This window comes from Kitasatospora sp. NBC_00070, assembly GCF_045041205.1.
Taxonomy (GTDB): domain Bacteria; phylum Actinomycetota; class Actinomycetes; order Streptomycetales; family Streptomycetaceae; genus Kitasatospora.
In genome coordinates this window covers 4,447,155-4,461,523 of the sequence record NZ_CP108247.1, presented here as the reverse complement: position 1 = coordinate 4,461,523, position 14,369 = coordinate 4,447,155, and the positions used below count along the sequence as shown (strand labels likewise).

General features: G+C 74.4%; 12 protein-coding genes. 3 read left to right on the top strand and 9 right to left on the bottom strand.

What is annotated here, in order from left to right; genetic code table 11:
- Window positions 1-51: 51 nt before the first annotated feature.
- The 8 genes from OHV05_RS20630 to OHV05_RS20595 all read right to left on the bottom strand — a co-directional run bounded on the left by OHV05_RS20630 (window position 52) and on the right by OHV05_RS20595 (window position 10,578).
- Entirely contained in the window at window positions 52-1,197 is a 1,146-nt protein-coding gene (locus OHV05_RS20630) for a hypothetical protein (RefSeq protein ID WP_405018989.1), read from the bottom strand.
- A 212-nt stretch (window positions 1,198-1,409) separates the two neighbouring features.
- Complete coding sequence (locus tag OHV05_RS20625; protein ID WP_405018988.1) at window positions 1,410-3,491, bottom strand: SUKH-4 family immunity protein; 2,082 nt, start codon at window positions 3,489-3,491, stop codon at window positions 1,410-1,412.
- Window positions 3,485-4,513 (bottom strand): SMI1/KNR4 family protein, encoded by a 1,029-nt coding sequence (locus tag OHV05_RS20620; RefSeq protein ID WP_405018987.1) that lies wholly within the window; start codon window positions 4,511-4,513, stop codon window positions 3,485-3,487. Before OHV05_RS20620 ends, OHV05_RS20625 begins: the two co-directional genes overlap by 7 nt.
- A gap of 135 nt (window positions 4,514-4,648) precedes the next feature.
- Window positions 4,649-5,749, bottom strand: a complete 1,101-nt coding sequence (locus OHV05_RS20615; RefSeq protein ID WP_405018986.1) for a DegT/DnrJ/EryC1/StrS family aminotransferase — start codon at window positions 5,747-5,749, stop codon at window positions 4,649-4,651.
- On the bottom strand, window positions 5,746-7,227 hold the full coding sequence (locus OHV05_RS20610; protein WP_405018985.1) for an MBL fold metallo-hydrolase: 1,482 nt from the start codon (window positions 7,225-7,227) through the stop codon (window positions 5,746-5,748). Before OHV05_RS20610 ends, OHV05_RS20615 begins: the two co-directional genes overlap by 4 nt.
- A complete protein-coding gene (locus OHV05_RS20605) occupies window positions 7,224-8,354 on the bottom strand; it encodes a DegT/DnrJ/EryC1/StrS family aminotransferase (protein ID WP_405018984.1) in 1,131 nt (376 codons plus the stop codon). Before OHV05_RS20605 ends, OHV05_RS20610 begins: the two co-directional genes overlap by 4 nt.
- A gap of 71 nt (window positions 8,355-8,425) precedes the next feature.
- A complete protein-coding gene (locus OHV05_RS20600) occupies window positions 8,426-9,403 on the bottom strand; it encodes an NAD-dependent epimerase/dehydratase family protein (RefSeq protein WP_405018983.1) in 978 nt (325 codons plus the stop codon).
- Complete coding sequence (locus OHV05_RS20595; RefSeq protein ID WP_403044507.1) at window positions 9,400-10,578, bottom strand: Gfo/Idh/MocA family protein; 1,179 nt, start codon at window positions 10,576-10,578, stop codon at window positions 9,400-9,402. Before OHV05_RS20595 ends, OHV05_RS20600 begins: the two co-directional genes overlap by 4 nt.
- A gap of 304 nt (window positions 10,579-10,882) precedes the next feature.
- Here OHV05_RS20595 and OHV05_RS20590 point away from each other — a divergent pair, with 304 nt between their 5' ends.
- From OHV05_RS20590 to OHV05_RS20580, 3 genes are all read left to right on the top strand, one after another.
- Entirely contained in the window at window positions 10,883-11,344 is a 462-nt protein-coding gene (locus tag OHV05_RS20590; protein ID WP_403044504.1) for a YwqJ-related putative deaminase, read from the top strand.
- Between the two features lie 31 nt (window positions 11,345-11,375).
- Window positions 11,376-11,888: an SUKH-3 domain-containing protein gene (locus OHV05_RS20585; protein WP_403044627.1), complete on the top strand. Its 513-nt coding sequence runs from the start codon at window positions 11,376-11,378 to the stop codon at window positions 11,886-11,888.
- A gap of 118 nt (window positions 11,889-12,006) precedes the next feature.
- Window positions 12,007-13,107, top strand: coding sequence for an acyltransferase family protein (locus OHV05_RS20580; protein WP_405018982.1), 1,101 nt, complete (start codon window positions 12,007-12,009; stop codon window positions 13,105-13,107).
- Here the strand turns inward: OHV05_RS20580 and OHV05_RS20575 are convergent.
- Window positions 13,019-14,293 carry a sensor histidine kinase gene (locus OHV05_RS20575; RefSeq protein ID WP_405018981.1) on the bottom strand — a complete coding sequence of 425 codons (1,275 nt, stop codon included), beginning with the start codon at window positions 14,291-14,293 and terminating at the stop codon, window positions 13,019-13,021. The genes OHV05_RS20580 and OHV05_RS20575 overlap by 89 nt on opposite strands.
- Window positions 14,294-14,369: the final 76 nt, after the last annotated feature.

Below are 14,369 nucleotides of genomic sequence, written 5' to 3'. Positions count from 1 at the left end.
CCCGGTCTCCGAGGTGGAGACCGGGGCACCGTCGTCCGTGCCGACGGTCCGTCAGCCCCGGCGGATCACCTCGCTGGGGTACTCGTGGCCCTCGTCCACGATCACGATCTTCGGGATTACCCGGGTCTCGGCCTCGCCGGGCCGACCGGCCGGAGCGGCCGGCGGGGCCGGGGGCTTCGGCGGGACGGCCGGGGTCACCGGGAGCACGGCGGTGGGCACCTCGGTGGGCCGGTCCCGGGGCGCGTCCTGCGGTGCTGCGGCCTCGGCCGCCACCCCCGACTCGGGCTCGGGCTCAGGGGCCACCGGCGGCTTCTCGATCTGGCCGACCACCGCACCGGTCAGCGCGGCCAGGGTCTGCTTGATGTGGTCGAGGTGCTGCTGCACCTGCTCCATCTCGGCCGCCCACTCCCGCTGCCCGCGCTCGCTCTCGGCGTGGATCTTCTCCGCCTCGCGCCGGGCCCCCGCGATCAGCTCCTCGGCCTTGGCGTTCGCCTGGGCGTCGGCCTGCTTGATCTGGGCAAGCACCGACTCGCGGTGCTGCTCGGCCTCCTTGAGCCGGCGCTCGGCGGTCGCGGAGATCTTGGCGTCCTCGGCGTCCGCCTTGGCCTCCTCGGCGGCGAAGCTCTCGTCGGCCCGGCGGCGCAGCTCGGCGAGCTTGTCCTCGGCCTGCTCCTCGGCCTCGGCCGCGGCGACCCGGATCTTGGCCGCCTCGGCGGTCGCGCCGTCCCGGGTGCTCCTGGCCTCCCGGTCGGCGGCCGCGCGGAGCGACTCGGCCTCGGCCCTGGACCGCTCGTCGGTCCGGCGGGCGGCCTGGTCGGCGTCCCCCCGGGTGGTGGCGGCGAACTCCTTGGCCTGGGCGGCGGCCGCCTGCCCGGCCTCGTACGCGTCGTCCCGGGCGTCCTCGGCGGCCCGCTCGGCCAGTTCCCGGACGGCCACCGCCTCGGCCTGGGCGATGCCCATCAGCTTGACGGCCTGCTCGCTGAGCAGCGCGAAGTCCGGATCGGGCGCGTCGGCGGCGGCCCGGGTGACCTCGTCCAGCCGCTTCTCCATCTCGCGGAGACCGGTGCCGAGCACGCTGAGCTGCTCCCACGCGTGGTCCCGTTCGGCGGTGAGTGCGGCCAGCGCCCGATCGACCTGCTCGGGCGCATAGCCCCGTCGGGCAGCGGTGAAGCCGTGCTGGGAGACTGCGTCGCTCATGGGCTCTTCCCCTCGTGCTCGCGGGCTGCGGAGCCCCGGTGGCGGACCTGTAGGAGGAGCGCCGGTACGACGTTCCTCTTGACCTATTTTGCGCAGATGGGATCGAAACCCAAACAAGACGGAGCCGGGGTACGTCCGACAGTTGTCGTCGTACCCCGGCTTCCGTGACCCTGCTCACTCGGTCGCGGTACACATTCGGGCGAGCGGGAGGATCAGAACAGCCCGTCCCAGAACTGCTCCAGCAGCACCGCCCACCAGGTCTCCGGGGACTGCAGCGCGGCCGGGTCGACGGCCAGCAGCTGAGCCTGGAAGTCGGTGGTCCAGCGGCCCGCCTGATCGGGCGTCAGCCCGTAGCGCAGGCGCCACATCCGGCCCAGCAGGGCGAGCGAGCGGACGAACTCCGGCACGCCGGTGTTGACGAACCGGGGGGTCTCACCCGGGTTCTCCAGGTCCACCGCCACCACGGCGGCGGTGCCGTACTGGACGCAGAGCTGGCGGCCGTAGTCGTTGCCCAGCACCAGGTAGCCGCCGAAGTCGGGACCGGCGGGCAGCCCGCGTTCGGCGGCCAGCTCGGCCAGCGTCGGGATCGGGCGGCCCTCCTGGGCCTGGGCCCAGAAGAACGGCGCGAAGTCGCGCGGCAGCCCGGCCCACATCAGGGTCTGCGCGACCGGCTCGGGCACCCCCTGCCGGGAGACCGCGCGCTGCTCGAACCGGAACACACTCGGCCCGAACACCTGGCCGAGCTCGGCCGCCAGCTGCTGCGGCGCGGCCGGCGGCAGCGGCACCGGCGCGCCCGAGGGCGCGCCGGGCTGCGGCAGCGGCGCGCGGACCGGCCGGGGGCGCTGCGGGGCGGCCGCGAGCTGGTGCAGCTGGTCCACGTGGTCCAGCAGCACCGCCATGCCGGCCTGCCGGGCCTGCTGGTCGCGGCCGTACGGGGCGGTGTGGCTGAGCCGGACGTTCGGCCAGGCCGCCCGGACCATCCGCAGGCAGTAGCCGCCGGGCAGGTCGCAGCACTCCAGGTCGGTGTGCAGTTCGAGCACCTGGTCCGGCGGGACGTTGAGCCGGCGGAGCTCCTGGAGCGCCTTCCACTCCGGGTGCGGGGTGCCGGGCTCGCTGCGCTGGATCAGGGTCTGCTCGGAGCCGTCCGGCCCCCGGTAGCGGACCACCGCGCTGCTGCCGGGGCCGATCGACGGGACGCCCGGGTTCACCGGCGGTGCGACCGGCACCGGCGCCGGCGCCGGGGGTGCGGCCGGGGCCGGGGCGCCCAGCGAGGCGGCGTCCGGGTAGCCGTAGCCGACCGGCGGTGCCCCGGGGACCGGCACCGAGCCCGGCCCGGGCTGGGCTGGCGGAGCCTGCGGGGCGCGCAGCTCGGCGGGCGGGGGCGGCGGCGGGGCGCTCGGGGCGCGGCCGACGCCGGGTGCGGCGGGCGGCGGGGTCGCCGGGCCACGCAGCTCCACCGGCGGCGGGGGCGGCGGCCCGGCCGGGTGCCCCGGCGGCGGGACGGCGGCGGGCGGCGGCACCTGGGGGGCGCCGGGCAGGCCGTGCAGCCCGGGCAGGCCGTCGGCGGCCAGCAGGGTCGGCGCGTACGGGGAGGCGGGCGGCGGCACCGGCGCGCCGCCGTACGGCGGTGTCCCGGGCGGCGGCGGGGCGAGCATGGTCGGGGCGTCACCGACCGGCCGGCCGGAGGCCGCCGGGGTGGTGAACACGGCGGGCGGCGGGGTCGACGGACCGTCGGCCGCTCCCGGCTCCGGCAGGTACGCCACCGGGACGACCGGGGTCGCCCCGGCCGGCACCGGCGGGGTCGGGAGCTGGGTCTGGGTCGGGGTCGGGGCGACGGCCTCCGGGGCCGAGCCCTTCACCAGGTCCGGGCCCTTGGCCGGACCTGGCTCGCCGAGCCGGGCGTGCTCGGCCGCGATCGCCGCCTCGCCCGCGTCCTTGAGCCACTGCGGCGGGCTGAGCAGGAAGGAGGTCGCCTCCACCGCACCCTGTACGGGCTTGGCCGCCCCCGCCGGGTTGGGCTCGGTCGGACCGCCGTAGGCGGCCTCGTAGCGGCTGACCACCTCGTTGACCGGCAGGGCCGGCCAGAGCGTGCTGGCCCCGCTGTCCCGGGCGATCACCAGCCGGGGCCCGGGCGCCGCACCGGGGTCGGCCGACGGCGCCTCCGCGCGCTGCTCCGCCCAGCAGACGAAGCCGAGGTCGAACTCCCGGACCCGGGCCTCGCGTTGCAGGGCGCGCGGCACCCCGGCGTTGATCCAGTCCTCGGCCAGCTCCTGCGCCTGCGCGTACGTCACCACGCCTGCTGCGCCCCTTCCCCGGTCACCGGGACGGCGCGGACGAACCCGCCGTCCACCATCATCGCCGCCACCGTCTCCAACTCCTGCGGGCTGCCCGCCAGTCGGAGCAGGAACTGGTCGAAGTCCGCTCCGCAGGGCAGCAGCAGCCTGGCCACCCGCTGCTCGGGCGGCTCGCCCGGGTCGCCCGCGTCCCGGGCGTCGTCGTACAGGCAGAACCAGACCGAACCGGCGTCCGCACCGCGCACCTTGAGCGCCAGCAGGCCGCCCTGCACGTAGGCGATGCCCAGGTAGTCCTTGGTCAGGTGGTCGCGCAGGCACTTGTTGGCGTACACCAGGTCGTGGACGCCGTACTCCTCACTGAGAGTCAGGAACGGCTGGTCCAGCAGCAGCCCGAGCTCGGTGTCCAGGGCGACGCCGACCGGGGCCCGGCCGCCCGCGAGCTTGAGGAAGTCGCGGTAGGCGGGCGGCAGCGGGTGGCCGAGCCGCTGCTCGGCGCGCTGCACCAGATCCTCGGTGACCGCCAGCGGGTCGCCGCCGTCCCGCGCCAGCGGGAAGTGCACGGGGCGGTGCTCCTGCAGCGGCCTGGTGCCGCGCCGGCCGTGGTCGGCGCCGGAGTGGGCCAGCCCGCCGTGGTGCCGGAGCAGCGCCTTGACCTCGACCGGGACCAGCTCCATCCGGCGCCAGCCGGGTGCGGCCCGGCCGCTGACGTGGTGCCAGGTCCAGCCGGGCGGCGTGGCCACGGCGGTGTCCTGGTCCGCCCAGAGCTCGTGCCCGAGGGTGTACAGCGCGGCGTTCGCCGACACGTAGTCGGTCAGCCGCAGCTCGTCCACGCCGAAGCCGTCCGGCGGGTCGGCCACCTCGGCCACCGCCGCGGCGTACGGCCCGAAGTCCGGCAGCCCCGCCTCGTCCACCCGTACCCCGGCCGGGTACTTCCCGGCCCGGACCGGATCGGGAAACTGCACCACCTGCCCCGCGTACGCCCCGTTGGGCGCGGCGGCAGTACCGGGCCGACCTGTCGTCATCTGGGTGCCCCCACTGGCTGCTGCGACGATTGCTGCAGACAGCCTAGGGGGTGCGACGGGGCACGGGTGGCCCCGGCCCGGGCAGTCCGGACGCGGACCACCCGGGCCACTGCTGCTCCGTCAGATCCCGTCCGGTCAGATCCTGGCCAGGGCCTTGGCCAGCGTCTCGGCGATGAAGGTCTGCTGGTCCTCGGTCAGGTGCGGGTGCAACGGAAGCGTGAGGATCTCCCGGGCGGCGCGCTCGGTGACCGGGAAGCTGCCCTCGGGGTGGCCGAGGTACTGGAACGCCGGCTGGAGGTGGACCGGGACGGGGTAGTGGATGCCCGCGCCGATGCCGGCCGCGTGCAGCGCGCCGAGCACCTCGTCCCGCCCCCGGGGCACCCGGACCGCGTAGAGGTGCCAGACGTGCTCGTTCCCGGGCAGGGTGACCGGGAGGGTCAGGCCCGGCAGCCCGGCCAGCAGGTGGTGGTAGCGGACGGCGGCGGCCCGGCGGGCGACGTTCCAGCCGGGCAGGTGGCGGAGCTTGGCCCGGAGCACCACGGCCTGCAGGGTGTCCAGCCGGGAGTTGAAGCCGAACCGCTCGTGGACGTACTTCTGGCTGGACCCGTGGTCACCGATCTCCCGTACCAGCGAGGCGAGTTCGGCCGAGTCGGTGACCACCGCGCCCGCGTCGCCGTAGGCGCCGAGGTTCTTCCCGGGGTAGAAGCTGGTGGCGCCGAGCAGTCCCCAGGAGCCGGACGGACGGCCGTGCCGGGTGGCGCCCTGGGACTGGGCGCCGTCCTCGATCACCGGACGGCCCTCGGCCAGCTCCAGGATCTGCTCCATCGGCGCGAGCTGGCCGTTCAGGTGCACCGGCAGGTACGCGTCGGCGGCGGCCTCGGCGGCCCGGGCCGGGTCGATCAGCAGCGCGTCCGGGTCGACGTCCACCAGCACCGGGTACAGCCCGGCCCTGACCACCGCCTCGGCGGTCGCCACGAAGGTGTTGGCGGGCAGCACCACCCGGGCGCCGGGCGGGAGTTCGAGGGCGCGCAGGGCCATCTCGATCGCGTCGGTGCCGTTCGCGGTGCCGACCGCGTGGGCGACGCCGGAGAAGGCCGCGTACTCGGCTTCGAAGGCGGTCACGTCCGGGCCCTTGATGTAGGCACCGGAGGTCAGCACCCGGTCGAAACCGGCCCGGACCTCCTCGGCGACCTCGGCGTGGGCGGCTTGCAGGTCGACGAGCGGAATCGGGTTCATCCGACGGGCCCTTCCAGGGAGAGGTGTTCGACGAGCAGGGGCAGGGAGCCGCCGGCCAGGCAGCGGCCGGTCCGGGCGTCCCACTTCCAGTGGTGCCGGGGGCACTCGATCACGCCGTCCGCGATCACGGCGTGCACCAGGTCCTCGCCCGCATGGGGGCAGTGGCGCTGGAACCGCAGGCCGTCCCGCTCCACCAGCTGTTCGGCGGCGGCGGTCCGCTCCCGGACCAACTGCCGGGTCTGGGCGGGCTGGTGGCCGTAGCGGAGCAGGCTGAGCAGGGTCAGGTCGAAGACGTCCGGGTCGCGGTGCAGGCTGAGCCGCATGGAGAGCAGCGCCTCCTCCCAGCCGGCCCGGCCGTCCAGCACCGCGCGCAGCGCCCGGGCCGGTACCCGGATGGTGTAGGCGGGGTCGACCGGTTCGTCCTCCAGCTCGACCCGCTCGGCCAGTTCACCCAGCGGCAGGGCGCAGACCGTGCCGTCGGTCTCCAGCCGCAGGTCGCGCCGGTAGTCGGCGAGCAGCGGCCGGTTCAGCTGCTGGAGCCTGGCGAAGTGCTCGGCCACCTCGGCGGCGTCCACGGTCGGGGCCGGACCCCGGTGGTAGTCCTCCCACTCGTCCCGGCGGCGCTCCCGGTACGCGGCCAGGTACCCGGCCGGGTCGGTGGCCCAACCACCGGGCTCGGACGGGGAGTCGACCAGGTCACCGGGGGCGGTCCGGAGCACCTCGGTGTCGGGGCAGGCGTCCGCGAAGGCCCCGGCGACGTCCTCCCAGTGCGGGAAGATGGTGGCCGCCCGGTCGTTGAACCGGTCCAGCTCCGGGTCGAGGAAGCAGGCAGGACCGGCCGAGGGCAGGTAGGCCCGGGCACCGGTCAGCTTCACCTTGCGGACCAGGGTGTCCAGCAGGTCGGCCCGGACGGCGGCGGTCTTGGCGGCCATCGCCTCGGGCGGGTAGTCGTAGGCGTTCGGGTACCACATCGCGCCGGAGTACTGCGCGGCCAGCAGGTCGATGTCGTCCGGGAGTTCGGACATCGGGGTGTTGCAGTCGTTCAGGTCGAGGAAGCGGTAGCCGCCGAGGTCGAGCAGCAGGCCGCTGTCCTCCTTGTGGCTGGTGTCCAGCAGCATGGTGGCGGTCGCGTCCGGCCCGAGCAGGTGCGTCTCCCGGTGGCCGAGCAGCACCTGCCGGCCGAAGCCGAGCCGGTTCAGCCGTCTGCGCAGCCCGTGCGAACGGAACCTCGGCACCAGCACCGTGACGTCCCGGGAGAGCTGGCCGAGCAGCCGCTCGTCGAAGTGGTCCTCGTGGGTGTGCGAGACGTACAGGAAGTCGTACCGGCCCTCGACCACCTCGGGCAGCAGCGCCCGGTTGTCGGGGTAGGGGAACCAGGCGTCCAGGAAGGCGGGGTGGAACCAGGGGTCGATCAGGATCCGCAGACCGGCGTGCCCGACCACGAATCCCGCGTGACCGAGATGCCTGATCTCGGTCAACCGAGGATCGCCCGGAGCGCACCGACCACGGTGTCCTGCTGCTGCTCGGCGAGCGTGTGGAAGAGCGGCAGGATCAGCGAACGCCCGGTCAGCAGCTCGGTGTTGGGCAGCGGCACCCGGGCCGCGTCCTTGTACGGCGCCTCCAGGTGGGCCGCCATGATGCCGCGCCGGGCGGACACCCCGGCCGCGGCCAGCCGGGTGAGCACCTCGGTGCGGTCCGGCGCGTCCTCGGGCAGCAGCAGCCAGCAGGCCTGGAAGTTGCCGGTGCCGTGCGCCGGGTCGGCCACCAGCCGCTCGCCCAGCGGACCGAGCAACGACCGGTAGCGGTCCGCGAGTTCGCGGCGCCGGGCGACCATCGCGGGCAGCTTGCCGAGCTGCACCAGGCCGATCGCGGCCTGGATGTCGGTCATCCGGTAGTTGTAGCCGATCTCGTCGTACGTCTCGACCACTCCGGCGCCGCCACTGGCGGCGTGCCGGTCGGCAGCCGAGACGCTCATCCCGTGCTCGCGCAACCGCCGCAGCCGGGCCGCGAGTTCACCGTCCTGACAGGTCACCATGCCGCCCTCGCCGGTGGTCAGCAGCTTGCGCGGGTGGAACGAGTACGCGGCGATCGCGGCCCCGCTGCCCACCGGGCGGCCGCGCAGCAGCGACCCGGCCCCGCAGGCGGCGTCCTCGATCACGGTGATGCCGCGCGGCCCGGCCAGTGCCTCGATCGCGGTCAGGTCGACCGGCACGCCGCCCTGGTCCACCGCGATCACCGCCCTGGTCCGCTCGGTGAGCAGCGGCGCCACCGTCCCGGCGGTCAGGTTGCCGGTGGCGAGCTCGACGTCCGCGAAGACCGGGACGGCACCCACGTAGGTGACCGCGTTGGCGGTGGCGACGAAGGAGAGCGAGGGCACCACCACCTCGTCCCCCGGGCCGACCCCGGCGCCGATCAGCGCCAGGTGCAGCGCGGTGGTGCAGGAGGAGACCGCGACGGCGTGCGGCACCCCGAGGTACTCGGCGAAGGCCCGCTCGAACTCGGCGACCCGGGGGCCCTGGGCCACCCAGCCGGAGCGGACGGCCTCGGCGGCGGCCTGGGCCTCCTCCTCGCCGAGCCAGGGGACCATGACAGGGATGGTGGACACGGGGCTGCTCCCGGGTGCGCGGTACGGAACCCCGGGGCCCGCTGCCCCGGGGTCTACGACGGACGGCGGTGCTACTGCTCGCGCCACCAGGTGACCAGCTGGCGCAGGCCCTCGTCGAGGCCCAGCTCCGGCTTCCAGCCGAGCTCGCGCTCGGCGGCCGAGATGTCGGCCAGCCTGCGGACCACGCCGCCGGCGGTGCCCCGGGCCGGGCCGTGCTCGACGTCCAGCTCGGAGTCCATCGCACGCAGCAACGCGTCGGCCAGGCCGCGCAGCGAGACCTCGGTGGAGGTGGCGATGTTGTAGACCCGGTCGGTGACCGGGGCGGCGGCGGCCAGCAGGTTGGCCCGCGCGATGTCCTCGGTGTGCACGAAGTCCATGGTCTGCGCGCCGTCGCCGAAGATCAGCGGCGGCTCCCCGCCGTTGATCCGCTCCATCCAGCGGATGAACACCTCGGTGTAGCGGCCGTGCACGTCCATCCGGGGGCCGTACACGTTGAAGTAGCGCAGGGCCACGTAGTCCAGCCCGTACATCGCGTGGAAGCTGCGCAGCAGGCCCTCGTTGAAGACCTTGGCGGCGCCGTACAGCGTGTCGTTGTGGTACGGGTGCTGGGTCTCCGGCGTCGGGAAGGTGTCGGCCAGGCCGTAGACCGAGGCGGTGGAGGAGGCGACCACCTTCTTCACCCCGCACTCGGCGGCGGCCTCCACCACGTCGAAGGTGCCGTCCACCATGATCTCCAGGGCCAGCCGGGGTTCGGCGGCGCACTGGGTGATCCGGATCGCGGCCAGGTGGAACAGCAGGTCGGTGTCGCTGCCGAGCAGCTCGCGGAGCAACGCGCGGTCGCGGATGTCGCCGTCCACCACCCGGAGTTGCCCGGGCGCGGCGATCGACTCGGCGTGCGCCAGGTTGGCCATCCGGCCCCGGACGAAGTTGTCGAGCACGACCACCTCGCGGGCCCCGCCCACCAGCAGTTGGTCGACGACGGTCGAGCCGATGGTCCCGGCACCACCGGTGACCAGACAGCGGGAACCCTCGATCGGGACAGCGTTCATCGGGCGGTGGCCCTCTCCTGAGCAGTGATCAGTTCTACGTCGCCGGTGGTCTCCACCGGCACGGTGGCGCCGCCGAGTTCGAGGCTGCGCGAGGCGGCGTGCAGCAGTCGCAGCACCCGTAGCCCGGACCGGCCGTCGGTGAGCGGGGCCCGGCCCTCGGTGATCGCGGCGGCGAACTCAGCCATCACGTTCCGCAGCGCCTCCTGCTCGACCAGCGCGGGGGCGACCATCTCGCCGACCCGGTAGGAGATCAGCGCCTGGTGCCGGATCGCGTCGGTCAGCTCGTCCGGCGGGGTGAGGTCCACGCCCCGGTCGTGCACCGCGAGGCGGGCCTGCGGGTTGAGGTCGTCCCAGACCAGGGTGCGCCGGGAGCCGCCGATCATGGTGGTCCGGACCTTGGTCGGGGAGAGCCAGTTGACGTGGCAGTGCGCCAGCGCGCCGTTGCTCAGCCGCACCGTCAGGTACGCCACGCAGGCCCGGCCGGCCCCGATCGGGTCGGCCCCCTGGGCGCTCACCCCGACCGGCTCGACGCCCGGCGGCAGCACGAAGTCCAGGATCGACAGGTCGTGCGGGGCCAGGTCCCAGAGCACGTCCACGTCGGGCTGCACCAGCCCGAGGTTGATCCGGACCGAGTCGAAGAACTGGATGTCGCCCAGCTCGCCGCCGTGCACCAGCTCCCTGATCCGGCGCACCACCGGCGTGTAGCAGAAGGTGTGATCGCACATCAGCACCAGCCCGCGGGCCTCGGCCAGCTCGCAGAGCTCGGCGGCCTCCTCGGCGGAGGTGGTGATCGGCTTCTCCACCAGGACGTGCTTGCCGGCCTCCAGCGCGGCCCGCACCAGCTTGTAGTGCCCGGCCGCCGGGGTGGCGATCGCCACCGCCCGCACCCGCGGGTCGGCCAACACCTGTTCGAAGGAGGTGGTGGAGCCGACCGTGCTGTACTCCCCCAGCACCCGGCGGGACTTGGCCTCGTCCAGGTCGCAGAGCCAGTGCAGCCGCAGCGCGGCCGTCTGCTGCGCGTTCCGGACCAGGTTCGGCCCCCAGTACCCGGCGCCGACCACGGCCATGCCGATCCGCTCGGCCACCCTGGGCTCGGGCACCCCGGGTGTCGGTACGTGCTCACCCGGTGCCTCGTGCGCCACTGCGTCGGACGAGACCGCTCCGGACGACGTCATCGCAAGACCCCCCTTGCTCGGTACCGGCGGCCCCTTCGCCGTCGGCTGCCCCGCATTCGGCCGACTCCGCCCGCTCCCCCACGGTCGACCCGGCCCTGCTGCCGGAACGGTATCGGCTGGCGTCAGCGGGCGGGGGCCGAATCGGGAAAACGTGGGGGAATGGTGAAGCCTGATCAGCGGACGGCGGGTCAGCCACCCGATCAGCCCCCGGTTTCGGCAATGTCTGCGGCGTTTGGCACGCTTGACCCCTACCGTCGGACAGCACCGTCCGCCGGACCGTCGACACAGGTGAGGAGCAGCCGCCATGGAGCAGACCGACCCGTCGCCCCTTCCGGCGCTGCGCCACCACCGGGACAGCCTGCTCCCCGCCGTGGCGGCCGCGCTCTCCCTGAAGAACGGCACCGTGCACACCCTGGCCGGGCACAAGCCCGACCTGGTGCCGGAGCTGCACCCGCTGGTCGCCGACTTCCTGGCCGGGCTGCCCGCCGAGCAGCGCGAGCGGTTCGTCGGCCGCTGCCCCGAGGCGGAGCTGCTGTCCCGGTACCTGACCGAGGTGGACACCACCCGGTCCAAGCGGTCCGCCCGCAAGCCGCTCACCCTGCCGGACGCCCGCAAGGCGCTGAAGGGCTCCCGGCTGACCACCGTCCGGATCCGGGAGGAGGGCGACCCGGCGCACGGCACCCACGCACCGCCCTGCCGCTCCTGCGAGCCACTGCTCGGCCACCTCCAGGTGGCCAGCGTCGCGGTCGGCCCCGCAGCCTCCTGACCACGTCCCCTCCCACCCCGACCCCGTACGACTGGAGCCCGCACTGAACTCCGCCCTCCGCACCCAGCCACGCTTCCCGGCCGACGTCGCCGCCGCGCTCAAGCAGGCCGGCTGGCACCCGGGCCGGTGGCAGATCCGGCAGGCCGAGGAGTGGGCCGACGCCCTGGTCGCGCACGGCGCTCCGGACGGGGTCCAGCACGCGGTCTTCCCGGCCGCGATCGAGGCCTGGGCCGAGTTCGGCGGGCTGGCCGTCGAACTGACCGGCGCCGGCCGGGAGATCGCCCGGACACCCTTCCTGCTCGACCCGCGCTGCGGGCTGCACCAGCCCCGCACCCTGGCCGACCTCGGCCGGGCGCTGGGCAGCCGGGTCGCCCCGCTCGGCGAGGAGGCGTACGGCCAGGCCCTGCTGGCCCTCGACGAGGACGGCCGGGTGTACAGCCTGGACCACACCGGCGAGTGGTACCTGGGACGTTCGGTCGACCAGGCGGTGGCCACCCTGGTGCTCGGCCTGCAACCCGAACGGCTGCCCGCGCCGACGGTGTGACGGCTCTCTCCGGCACGTGACACTTTCGCCAATCCACTGCCGCCGAGCACCCGTTGAGTCCACACTGACCCCCAGCCCGATTGTGGAGCTTTCGCGGGGAACAGCAGGAGGATTCGCGTTGGAACGCCAACCGCTCTTCGACAACGCCAAGTTCGCGGCGGTCGCACTGGTGGTCTGCGCCCACACCTGGATGCCGCTGCTGGAGAAGAACCGCACGGTCGGCGCGGTGGTGCTGACCATCGCGGCGTTCTCGATGCCGGTCTTCATCGTGCTCTGCGGCTACTTCTCCCGGCCCAGGACCGGCCGCCCCCAGGTCGACGGCGGGCGGCTGATCTCCCAGCTCGTGGTGCCCTACCTGGTCTTCCAACTCCTCTACAACCTGGTCGGGATGGCCCTGGAGCAGGACCTCCAGCCGATCCGGCTGCTGGAGCCGCGCTGGCTCACCTGGTTCCTGCTGTCGCTGCTGATCTGGCGGCTCAGCGTGCCGCTCTGGACGGCGCTGCGCCACCCGCTGCCGATCGCCGTGCTGGTCGCGGCCGGTTCCGGTGCGGTGCACGCCTACCCGGCCGAACTCGCGCTCGGCCGCACCCTGGGCTTCCTGCCCTGGTTCGTGCTCGGCCTGGTGCTCCGGCCCCGGCACTTCGAGCTGCTCCGGCACCGGACGGTCCGCGCGCTGGCCCCGTTCGGCCTGCTGTCCGCGTTCGCCGCGATCTGGCTGGCCTACCCCAAGCTGCTGAACACCGCCTGGGTCGAGTACACCGAGACCGCCGCCCAGCTCGGCGTCGGCTACCCGGTCTGGCTGGCCGTCAAGGCCGCCCTCGGCCTGCTCTCGCTGGTCGCCGCCGCCTCCTTCCTGGCCCTGCTGCCGGCCGGCCGGCAGCGCTGGACCTCGCTCGGCGCCGCCTCGCTGTACGTCTACCTGCTGCACGGCCTGCCGCTCAAACTGCTGCAGGCCAGCGGCGTCTACCACGCCCGCTCGCTCCAGCACTCCTGGACGGCGCTGCCGGTCTACGGCGGGTTCGCACTCGGGCTCGCGGTGCTGCTCAGCCTGCCGGTCAGCGTCCGGCTGTTCGGCCCGCTGGTGCAGCCGCCGGTCGGCCGGCTGCTGCTGCGGGCACCGGCGCCTGACGCTACGCCAGCGGACCGTCCTGCACCGCGAGCCGGGACGGCAGTACCGCCTCCACCCGGAACCCCCCGTCCGGCTCCGGTCCGGCACTGAAACTGCCGCCCAGCGCGAGCACCCGCTCGCGCATCCCGACCAGCCCGTTGCCCCCGCTCGGCAGACCCGCCGCCCGCTCGCCACCGCCCGGGCAGTCGTTCAGCACCGCCACCCGGACACCGTTCGGCACGAACGCCAGCAGGACCGAGACCCGGGCCCCGCCGGCATGCTTGTGAGCGTTCGTCAGCCCCTCCTGCACCACCCGGTACGCGGTCTGCTCGGCCTCCCGCGCGTACGGCCGCCGGGCCCCGCTGACCGTCAGGGTGACCAGCATCCCGGCCGCCTCCGACTGCTGCACCAACCGGGTCAGCTCCGCCAGCCCGGCCGGGCCGGCCGCCGGCTCCTCGGACATCCGCAGCACCCCGAGGATCTCGCGCAGCTCGTTCAGCGCCTGCCGGCCCACCTCGCCCATCAGCTTGGCGCTCTGCTGCGCCTTCGCCGGGTCCTTCGGGATCACCCGCTCCAGCGCCCCGGCGTGCACCACCATCAGGCTCACCCGGTGCGCCACCACATCGTGCATCTCCCGGGCGATCCGGGTGCGCTCCTCCAACCGGGCCCGGCGGGCCCGCTCCTGCGCCTGCTCGGCCAGCAGGTCGAGCTCGGTCTCCAGGCCGTGCGCCCGGTCCTTCAGGCTCTCCACCAGCCGACGGCGCGCCCCCAGGTACAGCCCGGTCACCACCGGCGGGACGGTCACCCCGATCGCGATCAGCACCGCCATCACCACGAACACCCAGGTCGGCGGCAGCTGCTGATCGGCCGTCCGGCCCTCCGGCAGGAACATGTAGAACAGCACCACCACGGTGGTCTCGACGAACGCCACCGCCCAGAGCGCCACCACCCGCCACCGCCGGCTCGGCCACTCCCAGGTCGCCGCCAGGGTGTACAGCGACACCATCAGCAGCACCACGCCGAACGACCCCGGCACGAACAGCAGCGCCACCACCACCGGTACGGCGGGCCACCTGCGGCGCACCACCAGGCTCGCGCCCGAGAGCGCCCCCAGCACCGCCGCCAGCACCGCGACCGGCAGCGCCCACTCCAACTGCACCCGAACGGTCGAGAACGCCCCGAACGCACACTCCAACCCGGCCAGCCCGGCCAGTCCGACATCCAGCACCACGCTGCGGCGCCGCCCCCACCACCAGAGTGATCGGCCCGGCCCGCCCCCGTCCGGCGAGTTGCTCATGGAGGCCAGCCTATGCGAGCGGCCCGCCGTCACGACGGGCCATTTCGCCGCACTGTCGGCAGGCGTTCCGGGGCTA

Bases quoted from the DNA above. Each gene is read 5' to 3' on its own strand.
- OHV05_RS20590 (WP_403044504.1), top strand. From the start codon at position 10,883: ATGGAGCAGACCGACCCGTCGCCCCTTCCGGCGCTGCGCCACCACCGG.
- OHV05_RS20595 (WP_403044507.1), bottom strand. From the start codon at position 10,578: ATGACGTCGTCCGGAGCGGTCTCGTCCGACGCAGTGGCGCACGAGGCA.
- OHV05_RS20600 (WP_405018983.1), bottom strand. From the start codon at position 9,403: ATGAACGCTGTCCCGATCGAGGGTTCCCGCTGTCTGGTCACCGGTGGT.
- OHV05_RS20620 (WP_405018987.1), bottom strand. From the start codon at position 4,513: ATGACGACAGGTCGGCCCGGTACTGCCGCCGCGCCCAACGGGGCGTAC.
- OHV05_RS20615 (WP_405018986.1), bottom strand. From the start codon at position 5,749: ATGAACCCGATTCCGCTCGTCGACCTGCAAGCCGCCCACGCCGAGGTC.
- OHV05_RS20575 (WP_405018981.1), bottom strand. From the start codon at position 14,293: ATGAGCAACTCGCCGGACGGGGGCGGGCCGGGCCGATCACTCTGGTGG.
- OHV05_RS20630 (WP_405018989.1), bottom strand. From the start codon at position 1,197: ATGAGCGACGCAGTCTCCCAGCACGGCTTCACCGCTGCCCGACGGGGC.